At 74.4% G+C, this 22,503-nt stretch carries 22 protein-coding genes and 1 pseudogene; 13 read left to right on the top strand and 10 right to left on the bottom strand.

Annotated elements, in window-relative coordinates:
• Positions 1–60 precede the first annotated feature (60 nt).
• The 5 genes and pseudogenes from AC4OXY_RS41835 to AC4OXY_RS41815 form a co-directional block, all read right to left on the bottom strand.
• The gene (locus AC4OXY_RS41835) at positions 61–2,145 is read right to left on the bottom strand and encodes a dipeptide ABC transporter ATP-binding protein (RefSeq protein ID WP_491992328.1); all 2,085 of its coding nucleotides are present in this window, start codon (positions 2,143–2,145) and stop codon (positions 61–63) included.
• On the bottom strand, positions 2,142–2,981 hold the full coding sequence (locus AC4OXY_RS41830; RefSeq protein ID WP_356033035.1) for an ABC transporter permease: 840 nt from the start codon (positions 2,979–2,981) through the stop codon (positions 2,142–2,144). Before AC4OXY_RS41830 ends, AC4OXY_RS41835 begins: the two co-directional genes overlap by 4 nt.
• A gap of 115 nt (positions 2,982–3,096) precedes the next feature.
• Entirely contained in the window at positions 3,097–4,080 is a 984-nt protein-coding gene (locus AC4OXY_RS41825; RefSeq protein ID WP_362819420.1) for an ABC transporter permease, read from the bottom strand.
• A 162-nt stretch (positions 4,081–4,242) separates the two neighbouring features.
• The gene (locus tag AC4OXY_RS41820; protein WP_362819419.1) at positions 4,243–4,677 is read right to left on the bottom strand and encodes an OsmC family protein; all 435 of its coding nucleotides are present in this window, start codon (positions 4,675–4,677) and stop codon (positions 4,243–4,245) included.
• Between the two features lie 42 nt (positions 4,678–4,719).
• Positions 4,720–6,113: pseudogene (locus tag AC4OXY_RS41815) on the bottom strand (FAD-binding oxidoreductase).
• 45 nt (positions 6,114–6,158) lie between these two features.
• Here AC4OXY_RS41815 and AC4OXY_RS41810 point away from each other — a divergent pair.
• The 3 genes from AC4OXY_RS41810 (at position 6,159) to AC4OXY_RS41800 (ending at position 7,513) form a co-directional block, all read left to right on the top strand.
• Complete coding sequence (locus AC4OXY_RS41810; RefSeq protein ID WP_491992327.1) at positions 6,159–6,377, top strand: hypothetical protein; 219 nt, start codon at positions 6,159–6,161, stop codon at positions 6,375–6,377.
• Positions 6,378–6,427: 50 nt separating this feature from the next.
• Positions 6,428–6,775, top strand: coding sequence for a tetratricopeptide repeat protein (locus tag AC4OXY_RS41805; protein ID WP_356033037.1), 348 nt, complete (start codon positions 6,428–6,430; stop codon positions 6,773–6,775).
• 93 nt (positions 6,776–6,868) lie between these two features.
• Positions 6,869–7,513: a peptide deformylase gene (locus AC4OXY_RS41800; RefSeq protein ID WP_356032960.1), complete on the top strand. Its 645-nt coding sequence runs from the start codon at positions 6,869–6,871 to the stop codon at positions 7,511–7,513.
• A 40-nt stretch (positions 7,514–7,553) separates the two neighbouring features.
• Here AC4OXY_RS41800 and AC4OXY_RS41795 read toward each other — a convergent pair whose 3' ends face one another.
• Entirely contained in the window at positions 7,554–8,984 is a 1,431-nt protein-coding gene (locus AC4OXY_RS41795; RefSeq protein ID WP_356032962.1) for a dihydrolipoyl dehydrogenase family protein, read from the bottom strand.
• A gap of 166 nt (positions 8,985–9,150) precedes the next feature.
• On the opposite strand from AC4OXY_RS41795, the gene trxA reads away from it, so the two are divergent.
• The gene (gene trxA, locus AC4OXY_RS41790) at positions 9,151–9,525 is read left to right on the top strand and encodes a thioredoxin (protein ID WP_356032964.1); all 375 of its coding nucleotides are present in this window, start codon (positions 9,151–9,153) and stop codon (positions 9,523–9,525) included.
• A gap of 49 nt (positions 9,526–9,574) precedes the next feature.
• Here trxA and AC4OXY_RS41785 read toward each other — a convergent pair whose 3' ends face one another.
• Positions 9,575–10,588 carry a LacI family DNA-binding transcriptional regulator gene (locus tag AC4OXY_RS41785; RefSeq protein WP_491994724.1) on the bottom strand — a complete coding sequence of 338 codons (1,014 nt, stop codon included), beginning with the start codon at positions 10,586–10,588 and terminating at the stop codon, positions 9,575–9,577.
• A 147-nt stretch (positions 10,589–10,735) separates the two neighbouring features.
• On the opposite strand from AC4OXY_RS41785, the gene AC4OXY_RS41780 reads away from it, so the two are divergent.
• The gene (locus AC4OXY_RS41780; RefSeq protein ID WP_362819415.1) at positions 10,736–11,422 is read left to right on the top strand and encodes a TetR/AcrR family transcriptional regulator; all 687 of its coding nucleotides are present in this window, start codon (positions 10,736–10,738) and stop codon (positions 11,420–11,422) included.
• Between the two features lie 24 nt (positions 11,423–11,446).
• Positions 11,447–12,613 carry an FAD-dependent oxidoreductase gene (locus tag AC4OXY_RS41775; protein WP_491992326.1) on the top strand — a complete coding sequence of 389 codons (1,167 nt, stop codon included), beginning with the start codon at positions 11,447–11,449 and terminating at the stop codon, positions 12,611–12,613.
• A gap of 7 nt (positions 12,614–12,620) precedes the next feature.
• Here the strand turns inward: AC4OXY_RS41775 and AC4OXY_RS41770 are convergent, their stop codons facing one another.
• Positions 12,621–13,304 (bottom strand): TetR/AcrR family transcriptional regulator, encoded by a 684-nt coding sequence (locus tag AC4OXY_RS41770; RefSeq protein WP_491992325.1) that lies wholly within the window; start codon positions 13,302–13,304, stop codon positions 12,621–12,623.
• Positions 13,305–13,403: 99 nt separating this feature from the next.
• Here AC4OXY_RS41770 and AC4OXY_RS41765 point away from each other — a divergent pair, with 99 nt between their 5' ends.
• The gene (locus AC4OXY_RS41765) at positions 13,404–13,967 is read left to right on the top strand and encodes an NAD(P)H-dependent oxidoreductase (RefSeq protein WP_356032974.1); all 564 of its coding nucleotides are present in this window, start codon (positions 13,404–13,406) and stop codon (positions 13,965–13,967) included.
• A gap of 170 nt (positions 13,968–14,137) precedes the next feature.
• On the top strand, positions 14,138–15,559 hold the full coding sequence (locus AC4OXY_RS41760; protein WP_491992324.1) for an amidase: 1,422 nt from the start codon (positions 14,138–14,140) through the stop codon (positions 15,557–15,559).
• A gap of 40 nt (positions 15,560–15,599) precedes the next feature.
• Here the strand turns inward: AC4OXY_RS41760 and AC4OXY_RS41755 are convergent, their stop codons facing one another.
• Complete coding sequence (locus AC4OXY_RS41755) at positions 15,600–15,983, bottom strand: hypothetical protein (protein ID WP_491994723.1); 384 nt, start codon at positions 15,981–15,983, stop codon at positions 15,600–15,602.
• Positions 15,984–16,390: 407 nt separating this feature from the next.
• Here AC4OXY_RS41755 and AC4OXY_RS41750 point away from each other — a divergent pair, with 407 nt between their 5' ends.
• Positions 16,391–16,837: a type II toxin-antitoxin system PemK/MazF family toxin gene (locus AC4OXY_RS41750; RefSeq protein ID WP_362819410.1), complete on the top strand. Its 447-nt coding sequence runs from the start codon at positions 16,391–16,393 to the stop codon at positions 16,835–16,837.
• A 19-nt stretch (positions 16,838–16,856) separates the two neighbouring features.
• Here the strand turns inward: AC4OXY_RS41750 and AC4OXY_RS41745 are convergent, their stop codons facing one another.
• Positions 16,857–17,744: a TIGR02452 family protein gene (locus AC4OXY_RS41745; protein WP_491992323.1), complete on the bottom strand. Its 888-nt coding sequence runs from the start codon at positions 17,742–17,744 to the stop codon at positions 16,857–16,859.
• A 275-nt stretch (positions 17,745–18,019) separates the two neighbouring features.
• Between AC4OXY_RS41745 and egtA the strand changes: the two genes are divergently transcribed.
• Genes egtA through egtD form a run of 4 tightly spaced genes read left to right on the top strand, consistent with a single transcriptional unit; the run spans position 18,020 to position 22,495 of the window.
• Positions 18,020–19,375, top strand: coding sequence for an ergothioneine biosynthesis glutamate--cysteine ligase EgtA (gene egtA / locus AC4OXY_RS41740; RefSeq protein WP_356032982.1), 1,356 nt, complete (start codon positions 18,020–18,022; stop codon positions 19,373–19,375).
• Positions 19,372–20,724: an ergothioneine biosynthesis protein EgtB gene (gene egtB / locus AC4OXY_RS41735; protein ID WP_491992322.1), complete on the top strand. Its 1,353-nt coding sequence runs from the start codon at positions 19,372–19,374 to the stop codon at positions 20,722–20,724. Before egtA ends, egtB begins: the two co-directional genes overlap by 4 nt.
• The gene (egtC, locus tag AC4OXY_RS41730) at positions 20,724–21,539 is read left to right on the top strand and encodes an ergothioneine biosynthesis protein EgtC (protein ID WP_356032986.1); all 816 of its coding nucleotides are present in this window, start codon (positions 20,724–20,726) and stop codon (positions 21,537–21,539) included. Before egtB ends, egtC begins: the two co-directional genes overlap by 1 nt.
• Positions 21,536–22,495, top strand: coding sequence for an L-histidine N(alpha)-methyltransferase (egtD, locus tag AC4OXY_RS41725; RefSeq protein ID WP_362819405.1), 960 nt, complete (start codon positions 21,536–21,538; stop codon positions 22,493–22,495). Before egtC ends, egtD begins: the two co-directional genes overlap by 4 nt.
• The last annotated feature ends 8 nt before the right edge of the window (positions 22,496–22,503 follow it).

Genomic DNA, 22,503 nt, shown 5'->3' with positions numbered 1-22,503 from the left:
TCGTTCCTTCTGGGTCGGCGGGGGGTGCGGAAAGTGGACGCGGTGCCGGAGACGGGCGGGTCAGACCGCGTGGCAGGCGTACTGGTGGCCGGGGCGGCCGGGCACCGGGGCGGGCGCGGGGCGCTCGGTGCGGCAGCGCTGCCGTACGGTGTCGTCGGCGCGGCGGTACAGCGGACAGCGGTCCACGAAGACGCAGCCGGCGGGCAGTCGGGCGGCGCCGGGCTGCTCGCCCTCCAGGACGATGCGTTCGCGGGCGCGCTCCCGCGCCGGGTCAGGCACCGGGACCGCGGACAACAGCGCCCGGGTGTAAGGGTGTTGGGGGTCGGCGAAGATGGCCTCGGTCTCGCCGGTCTCGACGATGTGGCCGAGGTACATCACCGCGATGCGGTCGCAGACGTACCGGATCACGGCCAGGTCGTGCGCGACCACGAGGTAGGCGAGGCCGAGCTGGGCCTTGAGGCGTGCCAACAGGTTGATCACCCCGGCCTGCACGGAGACGTCGAGGGCGGACAGCGGCTCGTCCAGGGCGAGCAGCTTCGGCTCCGTCGCCAGGGCGCGGGCGATGCCGACCCGTTGGCGCTGGCCCCCGGAGAGCGCGGCCGGGAAACGGGCGCCCGCCGTGTCGTCCAGGCCGACCAGGGCCAGCAGTTCGCGCACCCGGGTGCGGATCGAGGCGCGGTCCCGGCCGGCGGCCCGCAGGGGTTCGGCGAGGAGCTGGAAGACCGGCATGCGCGGGTCCAGGGCGCCGAGCGGGTCCTGCATGACGATCTGGACGTCCTGCCGCAGCGCGCGGGCGCGCGCACCGGGGGCGAGCGTGGCGACGTCGGTGCCGGCGATCTCGATCCGGCCGCCCTCGGGCCGCCGCATCCGCAGGATCTCCATGAGGGTCGTCGTCTTGCCGCTGCCGGACTCGCCCACGAGGCCCAGGGTTTCGCCGGCGCGCAGCTCGAAGCCGACGCGGCTGACGGCGTGCAGCGTGCCGATCCGGCGTTTGAGGAGGGCACCCTTGGTGACCGGGAAGGTCTTCACGAGGTCCTCGACGCGCAGCACCACCTCACCGGCCCCGGCCCGGACCGCGGGCTCCCCGCCGTCGGCCGGTGCGGCGCCGCCCGCCGGGTCGAGGGTGCCGTCGGCGATCTCCTCGGCCCGCAGGCAGGCCACCTGCCCGTGCCCGCCGACGTGACGCAGCGCGGGTTCGTCGGCGCGGCAGGCGTCGAGGGCGACGGCACAGCGGCTCGCGAAGGGGCAGCCGGCTGTCAGGCCGACCAGGGAGGGCGGTTCCCCGCCGATGGGCACGAGAGGCCGGCGCTCGCCGCCGTCCACGGTCGGTACGGCGGCGAGCAGCCGCGCGGTGTACGGCATCGTCGGCCGGCGGAACAGCTCCTCGACGCCCGCGTGTTCCACGAACCGGCCCGCGTACATGACGGCGACGTCGTCCGCGTGGCCCGCGACGACCCCGAGGTCGTGGGTGATGAGGACGAGTCCGGCGCCGGTCTCGCGCTGCGCCCGGCGCAGGACGTCGAGGATCTGCGCCTGGACGGTGACGTCGAGCGCGGTGGTGGGCTCGTCGGCGACGAGGACGGAGGGCCGGTTGGCGATGGCCAGGGCGATGACCACGCGCTGGCGCATGCCGCCGGAGAACTCGTGCGGGAAGGCGGCGGCGCGGCCGCGCGGGTCCGGGATGCCGACGAGGTCGAGGAGTTCGACGGCCTGTTCCCAGGCGGCGCGCCGGGTCAGGTCCTGGTGGACCCGCAGGGCGTCGGAGAGCTGTCGGCCCACGGAGAAGATCGGGGTGAGTGCGGAGAGGGGGTCCTGGAAGACCATGCCGATGGATCTGCCGCGGACGCGGGACAGCTCGCGGTCGTCCAGGCCGATCAGGTCCCGGCCCTCCAGCAGCACATGGCCGCCGACGTCGGCGGAGGGCGGCAGCAGGCCCATGATGCCCGTCGCGGTGGCCGACTTGCCGGAGCCGGACTCGCCCACGATGCACAGGGTGCGGCCGGGCAGCAGGTCGAAGCCGATGCCGCGTACCGCCTCGACGGGGCCGGCCTCGGAGGGGAAGGAGATCCGCAGGTCGCGCACGGAGAGCACGGGGGTGGGCGCGCCGGCGGCCGCGGGGCTGGGCGCAGGGGTCGCGAGGGTCATCGTCGGCCTCCCGCCGAGCCGGTCACGGACGTGGGGTCGAGGGCGTCGCGCAGTCCGTCGCCGATGAGCGTCATCGACACGGTGAGCAGGACGACGAGTCCCGCGGGGAAGGCGAACAGCCAGGGGGCGCTGGTGACGGTGCCCGCGCCGTCCGCGAGCATCGTGCCGAGGGAGACGTCCGGGGTCTGCACGCCGAACCCGAGGAACGACAGGGCGGTTTCGCTGAGCACGGTCGTGACGACGCCCAGGGTGAGGTTGACGATCAGCAGGGAGCCCAGGTTGGGGATGATGTGGCGCAGGACGATGCGCAGCGGGCCGACGCCCATGAACCGCGCCGCCGTCACATAGTCCCGCTCGCGCAGCGAGGTCGAGACGGACCAGATCACCCGCGCGGTCGGCATCCAGCCGAACACGGTGAGGACGACGATCAGGACACGCCAGTCGCCGGCGAGCCGGTGCGAGACCAGGGCGAGGATGAGGAACGACGGGACGATCAGCAGGAAGTGGACGAGGGCGAGGGTCGCCCGCTCAACGCGGCCGCCGGCGTAGGCGGCGCCGGCGCCGACGAGCGCGGCGACGACGATCGTCAGCACGGACACGCTCACCGCGATCACCAGGGAGCGCTGGAGCCCGTGCACGGCGCAGGCGTAGATGTCGTTGCCGCCCTGGTTGGTGCCGAACCAGTGCGCGGCGCTCGGCGGCCGGGTGAGCGCGGTGAAGTCGGCGTCGGTGTAGGCGTAGGAGGTGAACCGGTCGCCGACGGCGCTGAACAGCACCAGCAGCAGGAGGACGACCACGCCGGCGACGGCGGGGCGGTTGCGGGTGAAGCGGCGCAGATAGAGCCGGCCGAGGCCGAACTCGGTCCGCTGCGGCGCGGGGTGGGCCGCCGTACCGGACGGGGTGTCGGACGTCGTGCGCGCCGGGGCGTTCGGAGTCGCGTCGGTGGCCACGTCAGCTCACTCTCACTCTCGGGTCGAGGAAGACCGTGGCGATGTCCGCGAGGATCGCGCCGATCGCGGTGAGGGCCGCGGCGAAGGCGGCCGTCGCGACCGCGCCGTGCACGTCGTTCTTGGCGATGGTCTGGACGAAGTAGCGGCCCATGCCGTTCCAGCCGAAGACCGTCTCGGTGATGACGGCACCGGTGAAGATCGCGGGGATGCCGAACGCCACGGAGGCCGCCGTCGGGATGAGCGCGGCCCGCAGCGCGTGCCGGCGGATCGCCTGGCCGCGGGTGAGCCCGGTGGCCCGGGCGGTGCGCACGAAGTCGGCGTCGATCGTGTCGAGGAGCAGCGAACGCTGGGTCAGGTGGTACCCGACGTACCCCATCAGGGTCAGGGTCAGGGTCGGCAGGATCAGGTGCAGCAGGCGGTCGCCGATGACCGGGAGTGTTCCGGTGACGTCGGGGGAGTTCTCCCCGGCGACGTAGAGGAAGTGCAGTCCGGCGTGCTGGTTGAGCCAGATGGCGACGAAGACCACCGCGAGCGCGGCCACGGACGTCGGGACGTTGAGCACCGCGATGGACACCGCCTGCGAGATGCGGTCGGCGAAGCCGTACTGCCGGGCCGCGGTGTACACGCCGAGCGCGACGCCGACGACGACGGACAGGACCGTCGCGACGAGGACCAACTCCGCGCTGACCAGCGCACGGTAGCCGACCTCGCCGTTGACGGAGACGCCCGTGGGTGACTTCCCCCAGTCGAAGTGGAGGACCACCGAGGTGAGCCAGTCCCACCAGCGGTGCACCAGCGGGACCCGCGGGTCGAGGCCGTACGGCGCGAGGGCCCGGTCGATCTGGGCCTCGCTGCGGACGGGCCGCAGCTCCTTGAAGTTGGACCGGGGGTCCAGGAACCAACTGGCCAGGAAGTACGTGGCGTTGGTCGCGACCACGATCATCAGCAGCCAGCCGGCCGCTTTGCGCAGCACGGAGCGGACCATCCGCAGCACCTCCCCAGGGCGTGATCATCACTTTGGTTCGTACCTTGCGGAGAAGGCCAGGCCTCGGCCGGTCCCGCCATGAGGCCGACATACTGCCGCAGCAAACGGTCCGGAATACCCGGCATTTCGGGGGGTGTCGGCGCGCCTCGGTGTTACACGGAGTCAGGCGTCCGCGACGGTCGCCGTCACGGGCGTTCCCGTCTCCACCGTGCGGCTGACCGTGCAGAGCCGGTCGTGGGAGGTCTTGACGGCCCGGGGCAGGATGGCCCGGGCCCGCTCGGCGCCCTCGCCGTCGGGGAACGTGACGTGGAAGGTCACCGCGAGGTCGGTGAGGCGGTTGCCGAGGTCGTCGTCGACCTTGGTGCCCTGCACGGCGACGGTGAAGGACGTGGGCTCCGCGTGCCGGGTGGTCGCGACGTCCACGTCGACCGCCGTGCAGCCGCCGAGCGCCGCGAGGAGCAGTTCGACCGGGGTGAACTCGGTGTCCCCGGCGGCCCCGGTGCCGAAGGAGACGGAGCCGCCGCGGGCGTTCGTGGCCACGAAGCGGCCGGTGCTGGTGCGCTCGACGGTCACGGAGCGCAGGGAGTCGTCGGTCATGCGGGCGACCCTAGCGCCGTGGACCGCACGCCGCGGGCCGCCTCACCGGCCGATGACCTTGCCGGGGTTGAGCAGGCCGCGGGGGTCGAGGGCGTCCTTGACGGCCTGGTTGAGTGCCATCACCTGCGGGCCCAGCTCGGCGCGCAGCCCTTCCCGCTTGAGCAGGCCGACCCCGTGCTCGCCGGTGACCGTGCCGCCCAGCGCCAGCGCCTCGGAGATGATCTCGTCGAACGCGGCCTGCGCCCGCTCCCGCGCCTCGTCGTCGCCCGGCCGGGTGATGAGCAGCGGATGCAGGTTGCCGTCCCCGGCGTGCGCGATGTTGGCGATGAGCGTGTCGTGGCGCGCGGCGATGGCGTGGATGCGGCCGAGCATCTCGGGGACGGCGGACCTGGGGACGCAGACGTCCTCGGTGAGCACCGGGCCGAGCCGTTCCACGGCCGGGTAGGCGAGCCGGCGCGCCTCGAACAGGGCGTCCGCCTCCTGCGGGTCGGTGGAGCGGTCGGCCCAGGTGGCGCCCGCGTCCTCGAAGCAGCGCAGCATGGTGTCGGCCTCCTCGTCGCCCGCCTTGCCTGGCGCGTCGGTGCGGCCGAGCAGAACCACGTCGGCGTCGGCGGACAGTCCCATCCGCTGCCACGCGTCGACGGCCTGGAGGCAGTACCGGTCGATGAGTTCGAGGGCCGAGGGGACGATCCCGGCGGCGGCCACCGCGGCGACCGCGCGGCCGGCGTCCACGAGGGACGAGAAGTACCCGGCGACCGTGTGCTCCGGCGGGCGGCGGGGCCGCAGCCGGAGCGTCACCTCGGTGATCACACCGAGGGTGCCCTCGGACCCGACCATCAGGCCGTGAGGTCGTAGCCCGCGACGCCCTTGGCGGTACGGCGGCCGACCCGGACGAGTTCCCCGGTGCCGGTGACGAACTCCAGGCCCAGCACGTAGTCGCGGGTGACGCCGTACTTCACACAGCACAGCCCGCCCGCGTTCGTGGCCACGTTGCCGCCGATGGTGGACCAGCGGGCGCTGGCCGGGTCCGGCGGGTACCAGAGGTCGTGCGCGGCGCAGGCGGTGCGCAGATCCTCGTTGACGACGCCGGGTTCGACGACGGCGAGCCGCTCCACCGGGTCGATCCGCCTGATGGCGGTCATGGCCTCGGTGGACAGCACCACCGCCCCGTCGACGGCGTTCGCGCCGCCGGACAGACCGGTGCCGGCCCCGCGGGTGACCACCGGGGCCGCGTGGTCGAGGCAGGCGCGGACGACCGTCCGCACCTCCTCGGCGGTCCGCGGCCGTACGAGCGCCGCGGGCTGTCCGTGGGGCGCCCACGCGGCCTCGTCGTGCGCGTACCCCGCGAGCACGGCGGGGTCGGTGACGACGCGCCCCTCGGGCAGGTCGCGGTACAGCCGTTCGATCAGGGCGGGATCCGGGAGTTCCTGGGGCATGGCAGCACCGTAACCGGGAAGTGCGGCGCGCTCACGGGTGCCGGCGTGACCGGGCGGTGGCCCCGCCGGGGCTCACGCACGCCCCGTACGCGCTGGTGGCCTCCCCGGCCGGCCCACGGCCTGGAGTCGGCCGGCCTGCTGGAGCGCACCCCCCCTGTCGACTCCCGCGTCATCGGCCTCGCCCACTACGCCGCGCGCGCCGTCCTGGAGGCGGCCCCGCCCCGCACGGCGCTCCGGGACACGGAACAGTTAGTGGAATATTGAACGAACGCGTTCTGTTGGGGCCGTCGAAGGAGGTCACAGTGGAGACGCGAGTGGAGACCACGTACTACGACCACGGAACGCCCGCCGAGCGCTGGGAGCGTGCGCGGCAGTTCTTCGACGCCAGGGACTACGCGGGGGCGGCACGGGTGCTGACCGGGCTGGTCGAGGAGGTGCCGGAGCAGACGGGACCCCGGCTGCTGCTGGCCCGCGCCTACTACCACTCGGCCCAACTGCGCCGCGCCGAAGCCGAGTTGCTGACCATCGTCGAGCGTGACCCGGTGGAGCACTACGCCCGGCTGCTGCTGGGGCGCACGCTCCAGCGGCAGGCCCGGCACGAGGAGGCGGAGCGGCACCTGCGGATCGCCTCGGCGCTCGCGGGCGACCTCCCGCGGGAGTGAGCGCAGGCCGAGGGCCCGGTTCCGTACGGGGACCGGGCCCTCGGCGCGTGTACCGGGGCCGCCCACGGCACGGTGGCATGGCATCCTGACGCGATGGCACCCTCCCCTGATCACGCGCCGCTCGCCGAGCGGGTCGAGGAACTCCTCGCCGCCGGCGGTCCCTTGCCCATCGTCGCCGCCGGACAGCCCGTGCTGCGGCGCGCCGCCGTGCCGTACGACGGTCAGCTCGGCCCCGCCCTGCTGGCCCGCTTCGTCGAGGCCCTGCGCCTGACCATGCACGCCGCTCCCGGTGTGGGTCTCGCCGCGCCGCAGGTCGGCGTGCCACTGCGGATCGCGGTCGTCGAGGACCCCGCCCCGGTGCCCGAGGAGGTGGCCGTGGTCCGGGGCCGCGTCCCGCAGCCGTTCCGGGTCCTGGTCAACCCGGTGTACGAGCCCGTCGGCGACGCGCGTGCCGCGTTCTTCGAGGGCTGCCTGAGCGTGCCGGGCTGGCAGGCGGTGGTGGCCCGGCACGCCGCGGTACGGCTGCGCGGCCAGGACGAGCAGGGCCGCACCCTGGACGAGGAGTTCGCCGGCTGGCCGGCCCGTATCGTCCAGCACGAGACGGACCACCTCGACGGCACCCTCTACCTGGACCGCGCCGAACTGCGCTCCCTGTCCACGAACGAGGCCGCCGCGGCCCTGTGGGCCCAGCCGGCACCGCGGGCGGCGGCCGAGGCCCTCGGCTTCGACCTGCCGTAGACCCCGACGCCGAGTCACCCGAACTCCGCCCGCCCGGCGGTCAGTTGTCGCGGTACGCCTCCAGCAGCCGCAGCCACACCTCGCTCAGGGTCGGGTACGACGGGACCGCGTGCCACAGCCGGCTGACCGGGACGTGTCCGGCGACTGCGACCGTGGCGGAGTGGATGAGTTCACCGACGCCGGGACCGACGAACGTGACGCCGCGCAGGATCTCGTCCTCCAGGTCGACGACCATACGGGCGCGGCCCTTGTAGCCGTCGCCGTACAGACCCGCTCCGGCGACCGAGGAGAACTCGACGTCGACGGCGCGGACACGGTGGCCGGCCGCTTCCGCCTCGGCGAGGGAGAGGCCGACCGCGGCCGCCTCGGGGTCGGTGAAGACGACCTGGGGGACGGCGTGATGGTCGGCGGTGGCGGCGTGCGCGCCCCAGGGCTCCTCCGGGAGGGGGCGGCCGGCGGCACGGGCCGCGATGGCGGCGCCGGCGATGCGGGCCTGGTACTTGCCCTGGTGGGTGAGGAGGGCGCGGTGGTTGACGTCGCCGACGGCGTACAGCCAGTCGGTGCCGGTGACGCGCAGGCTGTCGTCCACGTCCAGCCACGAGCCGGGGGCCAGGCCGACGGTGTCGAGCCCGATGTCGTCGGTGTGCGGGACCCGGCCGGTGGCGAAGAGGATCTCGTCGGCCGCCAGCCGGTCGCCCGCGTCGGTGACCACCACGACCGTGCCGTTCTCCCGGGTCACCGACGCCACGGACGTGCCGGTGCGGACGTCGGCACCCGCGTCGGTGAGCGCCTCGGCGACCAGTTCCCCGGCGAAGGGCTCCATCCGGTTCAGCAGGCCCTTCCCCCGGACGAGGAGGGTGACCCGGGAGCCGAGGGCCTGCCAGGCGGTGGCCATCTCGGTGGCGACCACACCGCCGCCGACGACGATCAGCCGGCCGGGCGCCGCCTCCGCGCTGGTCGCCTCCCGGCTGGTCCAGGGCTTGACGTCGGCGAGTCCGGGCAGGTCGGGCAGTTGGGCGCGGGTGCCGGTGGAGACGGCGACGGCGTGCCGGGCGGTAAGGGTGGTGACCGCGCCGGACGGCGCGGTCACGGTGACCGTCCGGGGACCTGCGAGCCGGCCGTGGCCGCGGTACAGGTCGGCGCCGATGCCCTCGACCCAGGCGACCTGGCCGTCGTCCTTCCAGTGGGAGGTGTAGTCGTCGCGGCGGGCGAGGACCGCGGGGGTGTCGAGCGGGCCCTGGACCGCCCGGTCGAGGCCGGGCAGACGGCGTGCGTCCGCCTGGGCGATCACGGGCCTGAGCAGGGCCTTGCTGGGCATGCAGGCCCAGTACGAGCACTCGCCGCCGACCAGCTCGCTCTCGACGATCGCGGTGGTGAGTCCGGCCGCACGGGTGCGGTCGGCCACGTTCTCCCCCACGGGTCCGGCCCCGAGCACCACGACGTCGTACGCGATGGATTCCGTTTCCGTCATGGGGTCAGTCTGGCGGGTGGTGTGCGCGGCGGCCACATGGGTACGCGCGCGGACACACGGGTGTGCACCTGCGGACACGCAGGTGTGCGCCTGTGGAATAGGCGGCCTGACAGCCGTGTTTGCGCCGACGGCACAACCCCCACACCGGGAAGTAGGGATTCACACCATGAGCAGCACCGTGGAGCTGACCAAGGACAACTTCGACCAGACGGTCACCGAGAACGAGTTCGTTCTCATCGACTTCTGGGCGTCCTGGTGCGGGCCGTGCCGGCAGTTCGCGCCGGTCTACGAGAAGGCCGCCGAGGCCAACCCCGACCTGGTCTTCGGCAAGGTGGACACCGAGGCACAGCCGGAGCTGGCGCAGGCCTTCAACATCCAGTCGATCCCGACGCTGATGATCGTCCGGGACAAGATCGCCGTGTTCGCCCAGCCGGGCGCCCTGCCCGAGGCCGCCCTGACGGACGTCATCGGGCAGGCGCGGAAGCTGGACATGGACGAGGTCCGCAAGAGCGTGGCCGCCCAGCAGGGCGGCGTGCAGTAGCGCGACCGCGAGCGTACGGCTGCACGGGCCGGGGCCCCGGTCGGGCGGGTCAGGTGGACTCCCGCCGGACGACCGAGGCCCCCAGCACCGTGTGCACCTCCGGCTCGCCGCCGGGTTCGCGCACCGCCCGGTCGACCAGGTCGGCCAGGTCGCGGCCGGACGGCAGGTCGACGTGGACCGTGCTGAGGCGGGGGCGCAGCAGCCGGCCGAGCATCAGGTCGTCGGCGCCGATCACGGCCACGTCCTCGGGGACCCGGACCCCCTCGTCCTGCAGGGCGCGCATCAGCAGCATCGCGTACTCGTCGTTGTAGGCGAACACGGCGTCGAGCCCCAACTCCCGCCACTGGGCGGCGAGTCCGGCGGCGGACGCCTCCGTGTACGCGAGCGGCAGCTCGGTCGCGGCCGCGTCCGTGCCGCGCAGGGCCTCGCGCACGCCGGCGAGCCGGGGCCGCGAGTAGAACTCCAGGCCGGGTTCCCGTGGCACCACGACCCCGATCCGGCGCCGGCCGACGGCGTGCAGATGGGCGCCCGCGCAGTGGCCGACCGCGTCGTGGTCCGTCAACAGGGCGTGCGCGCCGTCGACGCGCACGGGGCCGAGCGTGACCACCGCCCGGGCACCGGAGCGCTTGAGGACCTGCACCCCCTGCGGCCCCAGTTCCGCGCCGGGCACCAGGACGGCGACCGGCCGCAACTCGGCCCAGGCGCGGGCGGCTTCGTCGCCGCGTGAGCCGTCCGTGCCGTACTGCACGACGGTGTAGTCCAGACGGCCGAGCGCCTGCTGGAGTTCGTTGAGGAACCCGCTGTAGAGGGGGCCCGCCGGGATCGCGGGGGCGGGCATCAGGACCATGCGGCTGTGCCCGGCGCGCAGGCTGCGGGCGGCGGCATGGGGCACGTACCCCAGTTCCCGGGCGGCCTCGTGGACGCGCCGGCGCGTCGGTTCGCTGATCCGTACGGCACTGGTGTTGTTGAGGACATAGGACACGGTCGCGCGGGAGACTCCGGCCAGGCGGGCGACGTCGGCGCTCGTGGGCGTGTTCGGTATCTGCACCATGACAGACCGCATCTTGGCAGAGGCGCGGGGGCCGGGATCGGGCGGGGCGACGTGATTCATCGTTCGACGAAATCCCGTGCGGTCCGGGATTCCACGACATCGTAGGAACATGTTCGCCACGAACTTGTTCGCTACGAACATGTTCGTTACGGTGGATCCATGACCGCTCCCGACTCCCCCGGCTCCCCGCACTCCCCCCGCTCCCGCCGCGAGCGCCCCGCCAAGCCCGCCCTCACCCGGGAGGGCATCGTCACCGCCGCCGTCGCGATCCTGCGCGCGGAGGGGCTGCGCAAGGTGACCATGCGGCGCCTCGCGCAGGAGCTGGACACCGGTCCGGCCTCGCTGTACGTGTACGTCCGCAACACCGACGAGCTGCACGCGGCCGTCCTGGACGAACTGCTCGGCACGGTCGGGCCCGCTCCGGCCGCGGGCGACTGGCGGGAGCGGCTGGAGCGGGTGCTCACCGCGTACACGGCGATGCTCCTGGACCACCCGAGCCTCGCCCGCTCGGCGCTGACCGCACGGCCGAGCGGCCCGCACTATCTGCGGCTCATCGAGACCCTGCTGGAGCTGCTCCACGAGGGCGGGGTGCCGCGCGCGCAGGCGGCGTGGGGCGTCGACCTGCTGCTCCAGCACGCCACCGCGACCGCCGCGGAGCACGCCGGGGAGGAGTCCCCGGCCGACTGGCAGGCGCTGTCCCGCGCTCTGCGCTCATCACCTGCCGACACCCACCCGCGCATCGCCGAGAGCGCCGGCGCCCTGCTGTCCGGCACTCCCGAGGCCCGTCTGTCGTGGGCCTTCCGGACCCTGATCAACGGCATCGAGCGAACGTCGGTGCCCGACTGACGCACCACCTACCAGGAGCCCACCATGACCAGCTCTCCTTCCTCTTCCTCTTCCTCTCCCCTCCCGCACCACCCCGTCGCCGTGGTCGGTGCGGGGCTCGGGGGGCTCGTGCTCGCCCGGGTGCTGCGGGTGCACGGCGTCGAGGCCGCCCTGTTCGACCTGGACGCCTCGGCAGACGCACGGACCCAGGGCGGCATGCTCGACATCCACGACGACTCCGGCCAGGAGGCGCTGCGCGCCGCCGGACTGCACGAGGAGTTCCTGCGGCGGGTCCTTCCCGGCGGCCAGGCCGTGCGGGTGCTCGACCGGTACGGCACGGTCCGGCTGGCCGAGTCCGACGACGGCACCGGCGGCCGGCCCGAGATCGACCGGGGCGAGCTGCGCGCGCTGCTGCTCGGCTCGCTGCCCGAGGGCACGGTCCGCTGGGGCGCCAAGGTCACCGGGGCGCGCCCGCTGGGCGGCGGCCGGCACGAGGTGACGCTCGCCGACGGCACGGCGTTCACCACGGACCTGCTGGTCGGCGCGGACGGCGCCTGGTCCCGGATCCGCCCGCTGCTCTCCCCCGCCCGGCCCGCGTACACGGGGGTGTTGTTCGTCGAGGCGGATCTGCCGGAGGCCGACCTGCGGCACCCGGCGAGCGCGGCGGTGGTCGGCGGCGGCATGCTGTTCGCGCTCGGCGCGGGCCGGGGGTTCCTCGCGCACCGCGAGAGCGACGGCAGTCTGCACGTCTACACGGCCGTCGAGGCGCCGGAGGACTGGCTGGACGGCATCGACTTCGGCGACCCGGAGGCGGCGAAGGCAGCCGTGCTGAAGGAGTTCGACGGCTGGGACGAGCGCCTGCGGGCCCTGGTCGCCGACGCGGACGGGCCCTTGGTGCCCCGGCGCATCCACGCGCTGCCGGTCGGGCACCGCTGGCAGCGGGTGCCCGGGGTCACCCTGCTCGGGGACGCGGCGCACCTGATGTCGCCGTTCGCGGGCGAGGGCGCCAACCTGGCGCTGATCGACGGCGCCGAACTGGGCCTCGCGCTGGTCGCGCACCCCGGGAACCACGAGGCCGCGCTGGCGCGTTACGAGGACCGGATGTTCCGGCGTGCCGAGGTGTCCGCGCGGGAGTCGGCCCAGAACAGTGACCGGCTGCTGCGCGCCGACGCCCCGCAGGGGCTCCTCGACCTGTTCGCCAAGCACTCCTGAGCGAGCGTCAGCGGGGTGGCGGCTCGGTGCGGGTCACCCGGGCGACCAGGTCGGTCCAGCCGGCCTCCAGCCGCTCCATGGGCATCCCGCGCTGGCGGTGCTGATGGTGGATCAGCGCCGGGTCGAGCGAGGCCAGCAGCGTCTGGGACAGCAGGTCGCAGTCGGCGTCCGGCACGATCCGCCGCAGCAGCATCGCGATGTGCGTGCGCCGCGCCCCGATCGCCGGATGCGAGAAGCGCCGGGTGGGGTCCGGCTGGGCGGCCAGCTGGAGGTCGAGCTGCTCGGCGGAGCGGTACAGCACCGCCACGCCGAACGCGCGCAGCCGGTCCAGGGGCGGCGCCCCGGGGCCCAGTGGCGGGGGCCCGCCCAGGAAGTCGGCCTGGAGCTGCCGGTCCGAGTGGTCGAGCAGGGCCATCAGCAGCCCCGTACGGTCGCCGAAGCGGCGGAACACCGTGCCCTTGCCCACCTGGGCCGCCGCGGCGACGGCCTCCATGGTGACGCCGGCCACGCCGTGCTCGGCGATCAGCCGGGCCGCGGCCTCCAGCAGGCGGGCCCGGTTGCGGGCCGCGTCGGCGCGCAGGCACGGCTCCTCGGGGGAGGGCGCGACCTGAAGCAGCTGGGGAGCGTCGAGGGGCTCCTCGGGCATCGGGAAGGGCGGCAGGGCGGCGGACATGAAGCCAGCGTAAAGCATCGGGAACAGAACTGGACCGCGGTCCGCTTAGGGTGGTACACAATTAAACGGACCCCGGTCCGGATCGTAACAGCGATGTTTCAGCCCCTTGGAGTTCCCATGTCTGTTCGTATCCTCGCGCTCGTCGGCAGCCTCCGCGCCGGTTCGCACAACCGCCAGCTCGCCGAGGCCGCCGTCAAGCTCGCTCCGGAGGGCGCCGAGGTCGTGCTGTTCGACGGCCTGGCCGACGTCCCCTTCTACAACGAGGACGTCGACGTCGAGGGCGGCGTCCCGGCCGCCGCCGCGAAGCTGCGCGCGGCCGCCCAGTCGGCCGACGCGTTCCTGCTGTTCTCGCCCGAGTACAACGGCACCATCCCCGCCGTACTGAAGAACGCCATCGACTGGCTGTCCCGCCCCTACGGCGCCGGCGCCTTCGGCGGCAAGCCCGTCGCCGTGATCGGCACCGCCTTCGGCCAGTACGGCGGCGTGTGGGCGCAGGACGACACCCGCAAGGCGGTGGGCATCGCCGGCGGCAAGGTGATCGAGGACATCAAGCTGTCCATCCCGGGCTCCGTGACCCGGTTCGCCGAGACCCACCCGGCGGACGACGCCGAGGTCGCCGCCCAGCTGACCGAGGTCGTCGCCCGTCTGCACGGCAACGTGGGCGAGGCCGCGGCCGCCTGAGGCCACGGTCACCCGCGAGGGGCGTACCCCACAGGGGGCCGGAGTCCGCTCCGGCCCCCTCTCGCACGGGAGGGGCGACCGCCTCCCGAGGTGAAATGGCTGTGGAAGTCCGGGACTTGAGGTTACCGTTCGGTAGACGTCGTGCCCGGAGCCTCCCGGAGGTGCTGCCCATGACTCCCGACCGTGCCACCGGCCTCGTGGAGACGCGCCGTGCGCTCGCCGACGGGGAGGTGACCTCACGCGCGCTGGTGGAACGGACGCTGGCGCGGATCGAGGCCACGCAGGGGACGCTGAACGCGTTCCGGATCGTGCGGGCCGAGGCCGCGCTCGCCGAGGCCGACGCCGCGGACCGGGAGTTGGCCGCCGGGACGCGGCGCCCGCTGCTCGGGGTGCCGGTGGCGGTGAAGGACGACATGGACGTGGTGGGCGAGCCGACCGCGTTCGGCTGCCGCGGCGACTTCCCGCCGGCCGCCGCGGACGCCGAGGCGGTACGGCGGCTGCGCGCGGCCGGTGCGGTGATCGTCGGCAAGACCAACACCTGTGAGCTGGGCCAGTGGCCGTTCACCGAGGGGCCGGCGTTCGGGGACACCCGCAACCCGTGGCACACCGGGCACACCCCCGGCGGTTCCTCCGGAGGCTCGGCCGCCGCCGTCGCCGCCGGACTCGTGCCCGCCGCGCTGGGCTCCGACGGCGCCGGTTCGGTGCGGATCCCGGCCTCGTGGACCCATCTGGTCGGCATCAAACCGCAGCGCGGCCGCATCTCGACCTGGCCGCGCGCCGAGTCCTTCCACGGGATCACGGTCAACGGCACGCTCGCCCGCACGGTCGCCGACGCGGCCCTGCTGCTGGACGCGGCGAGCGGCAACCACCCCCGGGACCCGCACCGGCCGGCCGCCCTCACGGTGGCGGACGCCGTCGGACGCGACCCCGGCCGGCTGCGCGTCGCGCTGTCCCTGAAGCCGCCGTTCACCGCGCTGTCGGCCCGGCTGCACCCGCAGATCCGCACCCGGATCGTCCAACTCGCGGACCGGCTGGCCGCGTTGGGACACGAGGTCGAGGAGGCCGATCCGCCGTACGGGCAGATCGGGCTGGCCTTCCTGCCGCGCGCCACCGCCGGGATCGCCGAGCTGGTCCGCGAGACCCCCGACCCGGCGCTGCTCGATCCGCGCACCCGGGACGCGGCCCGGCTGGGCCGGCTGCTCGGCGGGGTCCCGCTGCGGGCCGCCCGGCGCGCGGAGCCGGTGCTGCACCGGCGGATCGGCCGGTTCTTCGCCTCGTACGACGTGATCCTCGCGCCGACCACGGCCGCTCCCCCGCCCCTCGTCGGCGCGCTGCACCGGCTGGGCGGGCCGGCCCTGGACCGCGCGATGATCACCGCCTGCCCGTACGCCTGGCCGTGGAACGTGCTCGGGTGGCCGGGCGTGAACGTGCCCGCCGGCTTCGTGGACGGCGGCCTGCCGGTCGGCGCCCAGCTCCTCGGCCCGGCCGGCAGCGAGCCCCGACTGGTCTCCCTCGCCGCGCAGTTGGAAGCAGAGCTGCGCTGGCACGAGCAATGGCCACCGGGGCGGACGGCGAACGCTGCGGCGGCGTGAGGGCAAGGGCACGCTGCCTGCCGGGGTCGTGCGGGAGCGGTCACGCCGTGAGCAGGGCGATTCCCAGGGCGATCAGGGCGGCGACCTTGAGGAGTTCCAGCGCCACGTACCAGAGGTGGCTGTGCGAGCGGGGCAGGTCCTCGCCCGCGAGGACGCGGTCGGAGCGGCGGTTGAGGACGGGGCGGACCACGGCGAGCTGAGCGAGGAGCAGCACGGCGACCGCCGTGGTCGGTGCGACGACCGCGGCCGGGGCACCGCCCACCGCGACCGCGACGATCATCACGACCGCCAGGACCGCCTCCACGGCGTTCAGCGCCCGGAACACCAGCCGGCCTATGCCGAGGCCGATCGGGATGGTGACGCCCGGTGCGCGGAACTTCAGCGGGGCCTCCAGGAAGCCGCCCCACGCCCGGCCCGTCTCCATCGCCTCCGCGCGCGCCTCGGCCGGATCGGCGGAGGCCCACCGGCTCAGCAGGACGCGGGCGAGCAGCCGGTAGTCACGGGCGCCGCCGCGGTCCATGCCGGGCCGCACGACGTAGCCGACGGCGGGCCGGCCCGGTCCCGGGGACCGCACGGTCCGGCGCTCGACCAACCCGTCGGCCACGAGGGCGCCCTGGTCTGGCTGCCGCACGGCTCCGCCCGCGGGCTCACCGCCGGTGCGGCCGGGCTGACGTACGTGACCGTGCACCGCCGCCCCGGCATGTCCATCGGCACGCGCCGGGCCGACGCCTGACCCGCCGGGGCGCTCCCGGGACGTCCCCGCACCCACCGCAACAGCCATTCGACGGGCGCCCGTTGCCCCGTCGCGGCCGACCGCTAGGGTGTGCCCCCGTGAGCACGTTTACCGAAGAGAACGTCCCCGGCCGGTACGGCCCCCACGCCACCACCGAGGCCGACCCGCGCGAGGTCGGCCGGGTGCGCACCGAGTACTCCCCCGCCCACGACGGCGACCCCGACCCCGGCGAGATCGTGTGGACCTGGGTGCCCTTCGAGGAGCACGACGGCCGGGGCAAGGACCGCCCGGTGCTGGTCGTCGCCCGGGAGGCGGCGGGCACCGTCCTCGCCGTCCAGCTGACGAGCAAGCGGCACGACGGCGACCGCGACTACGTGGCGATCGGCAGCGGGCCGTGGGACCGCTCGGACCGGGACTCCTGGGTGGACGTGGACCGCGTGCTGCGGCTGCACGAGCAGGGCATGCGGCGCGAGGCGTGCGCACTGGACCGCGGGCGGTTCGACCTGGTCCGCCGGCGCCTGCACGAGCGCTACAACTGGACCTGACCGGCACCGCCGCCGGCCGTCAGGCGAACGCCCGCGCGAAGGCCTCCCGCACCACCGCTCCCGGCGTCCGGTCCAGCACCCCGAACACCACGTGGCCGAAACTCCCGGCGAACCGGCCGCCGGGTCCGAGCAGGGCCCGGAAGGCGCCCGCGACCTGCGCCGGGTCGTTCTGGAACACGCCGCAGCCCCAGGCACCCAGCACCAGCCGGCCATAGCCCTGGGCGGCGGCCGTCTCCAGCACCCGCTCGGCACGGGCCGCCAGGGCGCCCGGCAACGCGTCGGCGCGCTGCGGTGCCGTACGCCGTACGACGCCCGCGTTGGGGGCGGCCGCGGTCAGGAAGCCCGCGCGGAACGGCTCGGTCAGCAGCCGGCCGCGGTCGTCGCGGAAGACCGGAACGGCCGGAGAGTGGATCACCCGGTCCGTGTAGAACGGGTCGCGGTCGGCGCGGTGGTGATCGTAGAAGCGGCGGGCCGTGAGCAGGCAGGTGTGCAGCGCGGAGGCGCGGCACAGCGCCTCCTCCTGGGCCTGCGCGCCGTTGAGGTAGCCACCGCCCGGATTGCGGGCCGAGGCGAAGTTCAGGACGGCGACGGGAGCGCCGGACAGCCGGCGGGCGGCCTCCAGGCTGCTCTCACCGGTCACCTCGAAGACGGTGCCCCCGCAACCGGCATCCTCGGCGCCCTGCGTGCCGTGCGTGCCCCGCGCGCTCTCGGCAACGGCCTCCCCGGCCGCGCGCGCGTCACCCGTTTGCCGTACGGAGACCGGTTCGGGCCCGAACATCCGCGTCCCGGCCCGCGCGGCCTCGATGTCCGCCGCGAGGAAGACCTCCCGGCCGTCCGGCGCGCGGTACCGGCCCGCGGCCACGATCGCTTCCGTCTCCGCGGCGATCCCGCGCAGGCGTGCGCTCACGGCGCCACCCCCGTGGACGCCGTGACGACCGCCCGCGCGGTCTCCCCCGTCGTGCTCATGCACGCATCCTGGGCGATGCTGGTCGTACGCCGCAACGGAGTTTCCCGCGCCGGAACACCCCGGAGAACGCGCGGGAAACGGATATGACCGAACCGGAACATCCGGTGGGGCACTCTTGTGCGAACCAGCTCCAGGGTCTTGGGTAGAGCGCATGCCTGCCCGGCCCCATGACGAACCGGGCAGATGGCATGGTGGAATCTCAGGAGGATCCCGACATGTCCGACTCGAAGAGTGACGGTGGTGACTGTACGGACCACCGCACCGCCGTCACCGAGGCCGAGGTGGAGGCTCTGGTCCGGGGCATCTGCTTCAAGACCGGGCCGCCGCGCGCGCTCGGTGTCGAACTGGAATGGCTGGTCCACGAGCTGCGCGCGCCGCAGCTCCCCGTGACACCCGAACGACTTCGGGCGGCCTACGCCGCCCTGCGGGCCCTGCCCCTGCGGTCGCCGCTCACCGTGGAGCCCGGCGGCCAGCTGGAGCTGAGTTCGCCGCCCGCCGCCTCCCTGATGGAGTGCATCCGCACCGTCTCCGCCGATCTGGACACCGTGCGCGGCGTCCTCGCCGAGGACGGTCTCACCCTCGTCGGCGTCGGCCACGATCCCTGGCACACCCCGCGCCGGTTCCTGCACGAGCCGCGCTACGACGCCATGGAGACGTGCCTGGACCGCACCGGTCCGGCCGGCCGGCACATGATGTGCTCCTCCGCGTCCGTGCAGGTCTGCGTGGACGCCGGGCAGGAGGAGCCCGGACCGCTCGGACACGAGCGGCGCTGGTGGCTGGCGCATCACCTGGGCGCGGTCCTGGTGGCCGCGTTCGCCAACTCCCCGCTGATCGGCCAGGAGCCCACGGGCTGGCAGTCCACCCGGCAGCTGCTGTGGATGGAGATCGGCGCCGGCCGCGCGGGCGCTCCCCCGCTGCACGGCGACGCCCGCGGCGCCTGGGCCCGGCATGTGCTGGACTCGCCGGTGATGTGCGTCCGCCGGGACGGCGGCGGGCCGTGGGAGGTGCCCGAGGGGCTCACCTTCCGGGAGTGGACCCGCTCCGGCACACCCCGGCCGCCCACCCGGGCCGACCTGGACTATCACCTGACCACGCTGTTCCCGCCGGTCCGGCCGCGCGGTCATCTGGAGCTGCGCATGATCGACGCGCAGCCCGGCGAGGACGGCTGGATCGTGCCGCTCGCGGTGACGGCGGCGCTGTTCGACGATCCGGCGGCCGCCGAGACGGCGTACCGGAGCGTGAAACCGCTGGCGGAGCGGACGCTGCACCGGCCGGCGCCGCACAATCCGCTGTGGACCGACGCGGCCCGTTCCGGGCTCGCCGACCCGGAGCTGCGCGAGATCGCCGCCGAGTGTTTCGCGGCGGCGCTGGAGGCGCTGCCCCGGCTCGGCGCCGACGCCGAGGTGATCGGCGCGGTGGCCGCGTACCGGGACCGTCACGTCGCCCGGGGCCGCAGCCCGGCCGACGACCTGCTGGACCGGCGCCGCCGCACGGAGCCGGCCCGGCCCCACCGCACCGGAAACACGGGAGGCACTCCCCCCGACCACCGCAGGAAGGACATCCGCACATGAGCGCCCCCGACACCGGCACGCACACCGGTACGGCCGAGCCGGACGCCCCGGACAGCGAGGCCCTGCGCGAGCGCGCGCTCGCCTCGCTCGTCACCGCCCGGGACCGCACCACGCTGCTGACGACCTGCGTCGAGGACCCGGACCTGACCGCCCAGCACTCCCCGCTGATGTCCCCGCTGGTGTGGGACCTCGCGCACATCGGCAACCAGGAGGAGCTGTGGCTCCTGCGGGCGGTCGGCGGCCGGGAGGCGATGCGGCCCGAGATCGACGGCCTGTACGACGCCTTCGAGCACCCGCGCGCCGCGCGCCCCTCGTTGCCGCTGCTGCCGCCCGCCGAGGCCCGGCACTACGCGGCCGAGGTGCGCGGCCGCGTACTGGATCTGCTGGAGGGCGCCGACTTCCACGGCTCCCGGCTGACCGAGGCCGGTTTCGCCTTCGGGATGATCGCCCAGCACGAACAGCAGCACGACGAGACCATGCTGATCACCCATCAGCTCAGAAGGGGGCCGCGGGCGCTGACCGCCCCCGACCCCGACTCGGCGCCGCCGTTCACCGGCCCGGCCGAAGTCCTCGTACCCGGCGGCCCGTTCACCATGGGCACCTCCGGTGAGCCGTGGGCACTGGACAACGAACGCCCGGCGCACGTACGGGAGGTGGCGCCGTACTGGATCGACACGACCCCGGTGACGAACGCGGCGTACCAGGCGTTCATCGAGGACGGCGGCTACGACAGCGAGCGCTGGTGGACGCCGGAGGGCTGGGCGCACATCCGGCAGCACGCGATCACGGCCCCGCTGTTCTGGCACCGGGAGGGCGGGCAGTGGCTGCGCCGCCGGTTCGGGGTCACCGAGCCGGTCCCGCCGGACGAGCCGGTGCTGCACGTGTGCTGGTACGAGGCCGACGCCTACGCCCGCTGGGCCGGTCGGCGGCTGCCCACCGAACCGGAGTGGGAGAAGGCCGCCCGGCACGACCCGGCCACCGGCCGCTCGCGCCGCTACCCGTGGGGCGACGCCGACCCGGCGCCCGAGCATGCCAACCTCGGTCAGCGCCACCTCGGCCCGGCGCCCGCCGGCAGCTACCCGGCGGGTGAATCCCCGCTCGGCGTACGGCAGTTGATCGGGGACGTGTGGGAGTGGACGGCGAGCGACCTGCTGCCGTACCCCGGTTTCCGGGCCTTCCCGTACAAGGAGTACTCGGAGGTGTTCTTCGGCCCCGAGTACAAGGTGCTGCGCGGCGGTTCGTTCGCCGTGGACCCGGTGGCCTGCCGGGGCACGTTCCGCAACTGGGACTACCCGATCCGCCGGCAGATCTTCTCCGGGTTCCGCACCGCCCGCTCGGAGGTCCTCTGATGTGCCGTCACATCGCCTACCTGGGGCCGGAGATACGGCTCGGGCAGCTCCTCACGGAGCCGCCGCACAGTCTGGTGCACCAGTCGTGGGCACCGCAGCGCCAGGCGTCCGGGACGGTCAACGCCGACGGCTTCGGCGTGGGCTGGTACGCCCCGGAGGATCCCGTCCCGGCGCGCTACCGGCGGGCCGGGCCGATCTGGGCGGACCTGTCCTTCGCCGACCTGGCCCGGGTGGTGCGCTCCGGCGCCGTCCTCGCGGCCGTACGGGACGCGACACTGGCGGGCGCGGACGCCGAGGCGGCCGCGGCGCCCTTCGCGTCCGGGCGGTGGCTGTTCAGCCACAACGGCGCCGTCGCGGGCTGGCCGGACGTGGCCGCCCCGCTGCTGTCCGCCCTGCCGCCGGTCGACCTGCTGGCGCTGGAGGCCCGCAGCGACTCTGCGTTCGTCTGGGCGCTGGTCCTGCACCGGCTGCGTTCGGGCGACGGACCCGGCCAGGCACTCGGCGAAACGGTTCGCCAGCTGGCCGGGGCGGCGCCCGCCTCCCGGCTCAATCTGCTGCTGACGGACGGCGAGACCATCGCCGCCACCCGCTGGGGCGACAGCCTCTGGTACCGCACGGAGCCCGGACGCAGCACGGTCTGCGCCTCCGAGCCGTACGACGACGACCCGCTCTGGCAGGAGGTCCCCGACCGCACCGTGCTCACCGCGAGCCGCGCCGGTGTGCTGCTCGCCCCGCTGGAGGACCCCGCGTCCTCCCCCGCTCTCGACTCCGCCCGAGCGGGGGGACCCCCATCGTCGAAGGAGCCCTGTACGTGAGCCCCCTTCTCGTCACCCGCACCCTGCCCGAGGACGCGACGGACGCCGCGCTGCGCACCGACGTCCTGCACGGCCTGACCGACCACCCCAAGTGGCTGCCGCCGAAGTGGTTCTACGACGCCCGCGGCAGCGAACTGTTCGAGCGGATCACCGAGTTGCCCGAGTACTACCCGACGCGCGCCGAGCGGGAGATCCTCGCCGCCCGCAGCGGCGAGATCGCCGCGGCCAGCGGTGCCCGCACGCTGATCGAGCTGGGCTCGGGCTCCTCGGAGAAGACCCGCCATCTGCTCGACGCGCTCGCGCCCGCGGCGTACGTCCCGGTCGACGTCAGCGAGAGCGCCCTCACCCAGGCCGGGCAGGCACTCGTCGAGGAGCGGCCGGGCCTCGAAGTGCACGCCCTCATCGCGGACTTCACCGCCCCGCTGGAACTGCCCGCCACCCCCGGGCCCCGGCTGCTGGCGTTCCTCGGCGGCACGATCGGCAATCTGCTGCCCGACGAGCGCGCGAAGTTCCTGGCCGCCGTGCGCGCCCTGCTGGCGCCGGGCGACGGGCTCCTGCTCGGCACCGACCTCGTCAAGGACGAGCGGGTGCTGGTGCGGGCCTACGACGACGCGGCCGGGGTGACGGCGGCGTTCAACAAGAACGTGCTGGCCGTCGTCGACCGTGAGCTGGACGCCGACTTCGACCCGGACGCCTTCGACCACGTGGCCCTGTGGGACCCCGAGCGCGAGTGGATCGAGATGCGCCTGCGCTCCCGTCTCGCGCAGACCGTGAAGGTGCCCGCGCTGGACCTCGCCGTGGACTTCGCGGCGGGCGAGGAGCTGCGCACCGAGGTGTCGGCGAAGTTCCGCCGCGCCGGGGTGACCGAGGAACTCGCCGACGCGGGGCTGGAGTTGACCCACTGGTGGACCGACGCGCAGGAGCGGTTCGCGCTGTCGCTGAGCATGGCCCGGTGAGCCGGCGG

Source organism: Streptomyces sp. HUAS MG56, assembly GCF_058673395.1.
This window is presented reverse-complemented; position numbering and strand designations above follow the sequence as displayed.